Annotated in this window: 6 protein-coding genes; 5 read left to right on the top strand and 1 reads right to left on the bottom strand. The window is 72.4% G+C overall.

The genetic code is table 11. The features are described 5' to 3' along the window. Positions 1–100 precede the first annotated feature (100 nt). On the top strand, positions 101–835 hold the full coding sequence (locus Q7F20_RS17200) for a DsbA family protein (protein ID WP_305741285.1): 735 nt from the start codon (positions 101–103) through the stop codon (positions 833–835). Then, positions 832–1,002 carry a hypothetical protein gene (locus tag Q7F20_RS17195; protein WP_305741284.1) on the top strand — a complete coding sequence of 57 codons (171 nt, stop codon included), beginning with the start codon at positions 832–834 and terminating at the stop codon, positions 1,000–1,002. The genes Q7F20_RS17200 and Q7F20_RS17195 overlap by 4 nt, the downstream gene beginning before the upstream one ends. Positions 1,003–1,130: 128 nt before the next feature. Here the strand turns inward: Q7F20_RS17195 and Q7F20_RS17190 are convergent, their stop codons facing one another. Continuing rightward, positions 1,131–1,613, bottom strand: coding sequence for an aminoacyl-tRNA deacylase (locus tag Q7F20_RS17190; RefSeq protein WP_305741283.1), 483 nt, complete (start codon positions 1,611–1,613; stop codon positions 1,131–1,133). A gap of 47 nt (positions 1,614–1,660) precedes the next feature. Between Q7F20_RS17190 and dusB the strand changes: the two genes are divergently transcribed. The 3 genes from dusB (at position 1,661) to dnaG (ending at position 6,230) form a co-directional block, all read left to right on the top strand. Beyond that, a complete protein-coding gene (gene dusB / locus Q7F20_RS17185; RefSeq protein WP_305741282.1) occupies positions 1,661–2,833 on the top strand; it encodes a tRNA dihydrouridine synthase DusB in 1,173 nt (390 codons plus the stop codon). Further along, on the top strand, positions 2,830–4,119 hold the full coding sequence (locus Q7F20_RS17180; RefSeq protein ID WP_305741281.1) for a deoxyguanosinetriphosphate triphosphohydrolase: 1,290 nt from the start codon (positions 2,830–2,832) through the stop codon (positions 4,117–4,119). The genes dusB and Q7F20_RS17180 overlap by 4 nt, the downstream gene beginning before the upstream one ends. A 182-nt stretch (positions 4,120–4,301) precedes the next feature. Beyond that, complete coding sequence (dnaG, locus tag Q7F20_RS17175) at positions 4,302–6,230, top strand: DNA primase (protein ID WP_305741280.1); 1,929 nt, start codon at positions 4,302–4,304, stop codon at positions 6,228–6,230. The last annotated feature ends 504 nt before the right edge of the window (positions 6,231–6,734 follow it).

Below are 6,734 nucleotides of genomic sequence, written 5' to 3'. Positions count from 1 at the left end.
CGCCGCGGCGCGCGGACGGCGCGGATGTGCGGGACGGCCGGCGCCGCGCCGCGCGTACCCGCGCGGGAATGCGGCTGCGGCAGGCCCGGTTGCGACCAGCATGAACGACTCTGTGAAGGTCGATGTCTGGTCGGACATCGCCTGCCCCTGGTGCTACATCGGCAAGCGGAAGTTCGAGGCCGGTGTCGCCGCCTTCGCCTCGACCCCGAACGGCGCCCCGGTCGAGGTCGAGTACCACTCCTTCGAGCTCAGCCCCGACACCCCCGTGGACTTCGAGGGCACCGAGGCCGAGTTCCTCTCCGGCCACAAGGGCATGCCCGTCGAGCAGGCGCAGCAGATGCTCGATCAGGTCTCCGGCATCGCGGCGAGCGTCGGGCTCGACTACGACTTCGAGTCGATGCACCACACCAACACGGTGAAGGCGCACCAGGTGATCCACCTCGCCAAGGAGCAGGGCAAGCAGCTCGAGATGGTCGAGCGCCTCTTCGCCGCCTACTTCGAGCGCGGCGAGCACGTCGGGCAGGACGAGTCGCTGGCGTCCCTCGCGGCCGAGATCGGTCTCGATCCCGACGAGGTCCGCGCCACCCTCCGCGACGACTCGCAGCTCGCTGCCGTCCGCGCCGATCAGGCCCAGGCCGCGGCGTACGGCATCAACGGCGTCCCGTTCTTCGTCATCGACGGGAAGTACGGCGTCTCCGGGGCGCAGGACCCGGCCGCGTTCGAGCAGGTGCTGACGCAGGTGGTCGCCCTCCGCGGGACGACCCCGTCGGACGTCGCCGAGGCCGAGCAGCGGGCCGCAGAGGACGCGGCAGCAGACGCGGAGACGACCCGATGACGGACGTCCGCGTCGAGAGCCCGGCCGAGCCGCGCCTCCAGTCCGACGGCCAGGAGGCGCGCCCCGCCCTGCTCACGCTGGTCACGCCCGGCGGTGCGCCGGTCTGTGAGGGCGACAGCTGCTTCGTGCCCGGTGCCGAGGGGGACTGGACCGAGGTTCCCGACTGAGCGGGACCCGCGATGCGGGTCTCGCACCCGCGCCCCGTTGCGGGTGTCGCGCCCCGGCTCTCGCGGGCGCGATGCCCGTGACGGGGCGCGATCGTGACCCCGGGCGGCGCCGCCGGACCGTTCGGCCGCTAGCGGACCGGTTCCTCGTCGGTGATGTCGGCGACCGTCGCACCGTACGCGGAGACGAGGTCGTCAGCGTCGACGAAGGCGCTCGCGCCGTGCCGACCGGCGCCGAGGGCGACCCGGCGTCCGACGATCCGTTCGTCCGCGTAGACGGGCAGGTCGCCCGTCGCGCCGATGGGTGTGATGGTGCCGCGTTCGTAGCCCGATGCCTCGAGCGCGGTGGCGGCGTCGGGCATCGAGAGCTTGTTGACGCCCACGACGGCGCGGAGCTTCTTCCACGCGATGGCGCGGCCACCGGGCACGAGGGCGAGCAGGAAGCCGCCGTCGTGCCGCTTCACGACGAGGGTCTTCACGATGTCGCCGGGCTCGATGCCGAGCAGCGCGGCCGCTCCCTGCAGGGAGTCCGCTGCCGGGCGTTCGACCACGTCGACCCGGAGTCCGCGGGCCCGCGCGTCGTCGTCGAACCTTGTGATGGCGTCGGTCGTCATGTGGAGAACGCTACCGGCGTGCACCGACGTGGGAGAATGGGAGACGTATGACGATCACTGACGCACCCGGGACGGCGACCCGTCCGGCGAAGCCCCTGCGCATCGGCCCCATCGAGGTCGACGTGCCGGTCGTGCTCGCGCCGATGGCGGGCATCACGAACATGGCGTACCGCCGGCTCTGCCGTGAGTACGGTGCCGGCTTGTACGTGTGCGAGATGATCACGTCGCGCGCGCTCGTCGAACGCACGCCCGTGTCGATGCAGCTCATCCAGCACCACGAGTCCGAGACGCCGCGGTCCATCCAGCTGTACGGCGTCGAGCCGAACACCGTGGCCGAGGCGGCGACGATCCTCGTGGGAGAGGACCGCGCCGACCACATCGACCTCAACTTCGGGTGTCCGGTGCCCAAGGTCACGCGGAAGGGCGGGGGAGCGGCCCTCCCCTGGAAGCTCGACCTCTTCAAGGAGCTCGTCACGAAGACCGTGCGTGCCGCCGGGGACGTCCCGGTCACCGTGAAGATGCGCAAGGGCATCGACGGCGACCACCTCACGTACCTCGACGCAGCCCGCATCGCGCGGGACGCCGGTGTCGCAGCGGTCTCCCTGCACGCCCGCACCGCGAACGAGCACTACTCGGGCCACGCGGACTGGTCGGCGATCGCGACCCTGAAGGAGACCATCACCGACATCCCCGTGCTGGGCAACGGTGACATCTGGTCCGCAGCCGACGCGTTGCGCATGGTCGATGAGACCGGCGCGGACGGTGTGGTCGTCGGGCGCGGGTGCCTCGGCCGGCCGTGGTTGTTCGGCGACCTCGCGGCGGCGTTCCGCGGTGAGGGGCTCCGGTACATGCCGACCCTCGGCGAGGTCGCGGTCGCGTTCAAGCGGCACGCCGAACTGCTCGTCGAGTTCTTCGGCTCCGAGGAACACGGCTGCCGGGACATCCGGAAGCACGTCGCCTGGTACTTCAAGGGGTACCCGATCGGCGGCGAGGTCCGGTCCGGGCTCGCGATGGCGTCCAGCCTGCAGGAGATCGACGACCTGCTCGGGCAGCTCGACCACGACGCGCCCTACCCGGGTGCCGACGCCGAGGGCCCCCGCGGCCGTGCCGGTCACCCGAAGCGCACCGCTCTGCCCGACCGCTGGCTCGAGTCGCGCGACGTCGACAGCGAGTTCCGCAAGGTCCTCGCCGCCGCCGAGCTGCACCACAGCGGCGGATGAGCGCCACCGCCTCTTACGGGCCGGCCGACGCCGAGCGCTGGCTGCCCGAGACCCACGGCAACCGTCGGTCGGACTTCGCCCGCGACCGTGCCCGGCTCCTGCACTCGAGCGCGCTCCGGCGGCTCGCCGCGAAGACCCAGGTGCTCAGCCCGACGACGGGGCTCGACTTCGCCCGCAACCGCCTGACGCACTCGCTCGAGGTCGCGCAGGTCGGCCGCGAGCTCGCCGACTCGCTCGGCCTCGACCCCGACGTCGTCGACACCGCCTGCCTGGCGCACGACATCGGGCACCCGCCGTTCGGCCACAACGGTGAGACGGCCGTGAACGCCTGGGCGTCGGACATCGGCGGCTTCGAGGGGAACGCGCAGACGCTGCGTCTGCTGACCCGTCTCGAACCGAAGGTGTACGGCACCGGGCCCGACGACGACCGTCCGTACGGCCTGAACCTCACGCGCGCCTCGCTCGACGCGAGCTGCAAGTACCCGTGGCCGGCCGCGCAGGGCGTGTCCGAGGCGTCCTCCGGCCGCACCAAGTTCGGCTTCTACGACGACGACCACGACGCGTTCGAGTGGCTCCGCGCCGGTGCTCCGCGTCGGCAGCGCTGCATCGAAGCGCAGGTGATGGACCTGTCCGACGACATCGCGTACTCGGTGCACGACTTCGAGGACGCCGTCGTCGCGGGCTTCATCGACGTCGCCGCCCTCGGGGACCGTGTCGGCGAGAACGACATCGTGTCGGCGATGCACGCGTGGGTCGGCTCGGACCTCAGCCGCGACGAACTGCTCGAGGCGTTCGACCGGCTCCGCTCGCTGCCGCTCTGGATGACGTCCTACGACGGGTCGCGACGGGACCTCGCACGGCTGAAGAACCTCACCTCGCAGCTGATCGGTCGGTTCGCGCGGACGGCGACCGCGGCGACGCGGGAGTCCTACGCGTCGGGCTCCCTCGTGCGCTTCGCGGCGTCGGTCGTGACCCCGCCGGAGATCATCGGCGAGATCGCGGTGCTCAAGGGGATCGTCGCGGCGTTCGTGATGACGCAGGGGAACCGGCAGCCCGTGTACGAGGACCAGCGCCGCATCCTGACCGAGCTGCTCGACACGCTGGCGGCGAGCGGGAGCGCGGACCTCGAGCCGGGCTTCGCGGCGGACTGGCGTGCTGCGGCGGACGATGCCGGGCGGCTCCGGGCCGTGGTCGACCAGGTGGCGAGCCTCACCGACCAGGGTGCGCTGGCGTGGCACAAGCGGCTCGTGGTCGGGGACCGCGAGAGCGTGCACATCCCGGTCTGACGGAGTGCTGTCGCGGCGTGGGCGGGCCCCGCCGCTGGTGCCGCGGCGGACCCGCACCGTGCTCGGGACGCGCCGACCACCGGGCGTCGGCTCCGAGGCGGGGTCGAGCCGCGCCTCCGGGCCTCCTCCACAGGTCCCCGCGACGGTCGGCCGACGTCGGTCGCACGAACTAGGATCGAGGGGTGGCTGGGAGGATCGCGCGGAACGACATCGACGAGGTCCGCTCGCGTGTCAACATCGCCGACGTCGTCGGCGACTACGTGACCCTGAAGTCCGCCGGGGTGGGGTCGCTGAAGGGCCTCTGCCCCTTCCACGACGAACGGTCGCCGTCGTTCCACGTCCGACCCCAGGTCGGGCGGTACCACTGCTTCGGCTGCGGCGAGGACGGCGACGTCTTCGACTTCGTCATCAAGCAGGACCACACGACCTTCCAGGAAGCCGTCGAGCGGATGGCGGCGAAGATCGGCTTCACGCTCCACTACGAAGAGGGCGACGGGCCCCGCACCGACTACAACGCTCGCGCACGGCTCATCGCCGCGAACGAGGCGGCGCAGCAGTTCTACGTCGCGCAGCTCACCACGGCGGCGGCGGAACCGGCGCGACAGTTCCTCGGTGAGCGCGGCTTCGACCCGGCGGCGGCGCAGCACTTCGGCGTCGGCTTCGCCCCGAAGTCCTACGACGCGCTGCGCGACCACCTGCGTGGCCGCGGGTTCACGCTCGACGAGATCGTCTCGGCCGGCCTCGTCAGCCAGGGCGACCGGTCGCCGTACGACCGGTTCCGGGGACGGCTGATGTGGCCGATCCGCGACGTCACCGGGGCGACGATCGGCTTCGGTGCGCGGCGGCTGCTCGAGGACGACAAGGGTCCGAAGTACCTCAACACGCCCGAGACCCCGATCTACCACAAGAGCCAGGTGCTCTACGGGCTCGACCTCGCCCGGCGCGACATCTCGAAGCAGAAGCAGGTCGTCATCGTCGAGGGGTACACCGACGTCATGGCGTGCCACCTCGCCGGCATCACGACCGCCGTCGCGACCTGTGGCACGTCGTTCGGCGTCGACCACATCAAGGTGCTCCGGCCGATGCTCGGCGACTCCGCCGGCCGTGACCTCTCCCAGCTCGGCAACATCGTCTTCACGTTCGACCCGGACGAGGCCGGGCAGCGTGCTGCGTCGCGGGCGTTCGCTGAAGAGAGCCGCTTCGCCTCGCAGACCTACGTCGCGGTGGCGCCGGGTGGACTCGACCCCTGCGACCTCAGGCTGGCGCGGGGTGACGCCGCGGTCACGCGCCTCATCGAGACGAAGCGCCCGATGTTCGAGTTCATCATCCGTCGGCGACTCGCCGCGCACGACATCGAGACGGCCGAGGGGCGCGTCGCGGGGCTCCGCGACGCCGCACCAGTGGTCGCGGGCATCCGGGACCGGACCCTCGCGACGGCGTACACGCGCGAGACCGCCAAGTGGCTCGGTCTGGACATCCCCGAGGTGCGTCGCGCGGTCGACAGCGCCCGGCAGCGCGCGGGTTCGTCGACGACGGACCACCGTCCAGGAGGCACGGCGCCAGCCCCGCACGCCGGCTCCGGTACCGAGGCGGTCGCCGCTCCGGACGAGCCCGTGGCCGGGCTCCGGCTCCTGCCGAACGACCCGATCACGCGGATGGAGCGCGACGCCGTGATGGCGATGGTGCAGCAGCCCGGGCACGTCGGGGCGCCGCTCCTCGGGTTGGCTGCGGCCGCGACCTTCTCGGCGCCGATGCTGTCCGTCGTGCGGGACGCCGTCGTGGCGAACGTCGACGCGATCGGCGCGGGGGACTGGCTCGAGCGGTTGCTGCAGGACGTGCCGGGGCCGTTCCGCGGGCTCGTGCAGGAGCTCGCGCTCGCACCGATCCCGGCCCGCACCGACGAGGACCTGGCGCTCTACGCGCGGAGCATCGTCGTGGCGCTGGTCGAGCGGGACCTGCTCGCGCGCAAGGCGTCGCTGCTCGGGCAGCTGCAGCGGGCGGACCCGAACGAGCAGGCCGATCGGCGTGCGGAGATCCAGCGGCAGCTCGTGGACATCGACGCGCAGCGGATGCGGTTGCGGGCGGACGCCGAGGCGGCGGCGAGCTCGTAGGGGGTCGGACGTCGAGTGGCGGGGGCGCTCGTGGCCGTGCGCCCGGGGTTGCCGGCCGCGGCGCTCGTGTGCGCGGGATTGCCGGAGTCGCCGGTCGAGGTCGCACGACGCGCCGCGTGTGCGCGGTCGAGGTCGCACGAACGGCCGGTCGGCAACGATCGAAGTGGCAGTTCGTGCGACCTGAGGCCAGGCACGCGCACAACGGAACGCTCTGCGCGGTGGACGTGACGAGAGTGCCCGCGTGAGGTGCACGGCGGGCGGGTGCCGCGCCTCCAGGGCCGCGGTGTCCGCTGAGGTCGCACGACACGCCGAGTGCGTGCTGCCGAGGTCGAAGGAACGGCCGGTCGGGGGCGCGCGGCGCGGCACTTCGTGCGACCCGGACGCGAGCGGCCGGGCGTGTCGCGCCCGCTCATCCCGGCTGCCGGCCCGAGCGGGCGGAACACGCCACGTGACGGGCACCGAGCGGGCAGGATCTGCCGGTCGTCCGGCGCGAGCGGTGCGTAT

Origin of the sequence: Curtobacterium sp. A7_M15 (genome assembly GCF_030705415.1) — a bacterium.
Taxonomy (GTDB): Bacteria; Actinomycetota; Actinomycetes; order Actinomycetales; family Microbacteriaceae; genus Curtobacterium.
This window is presented reverse-complemented; position numbering and strand designations above follow the sequence as displayed.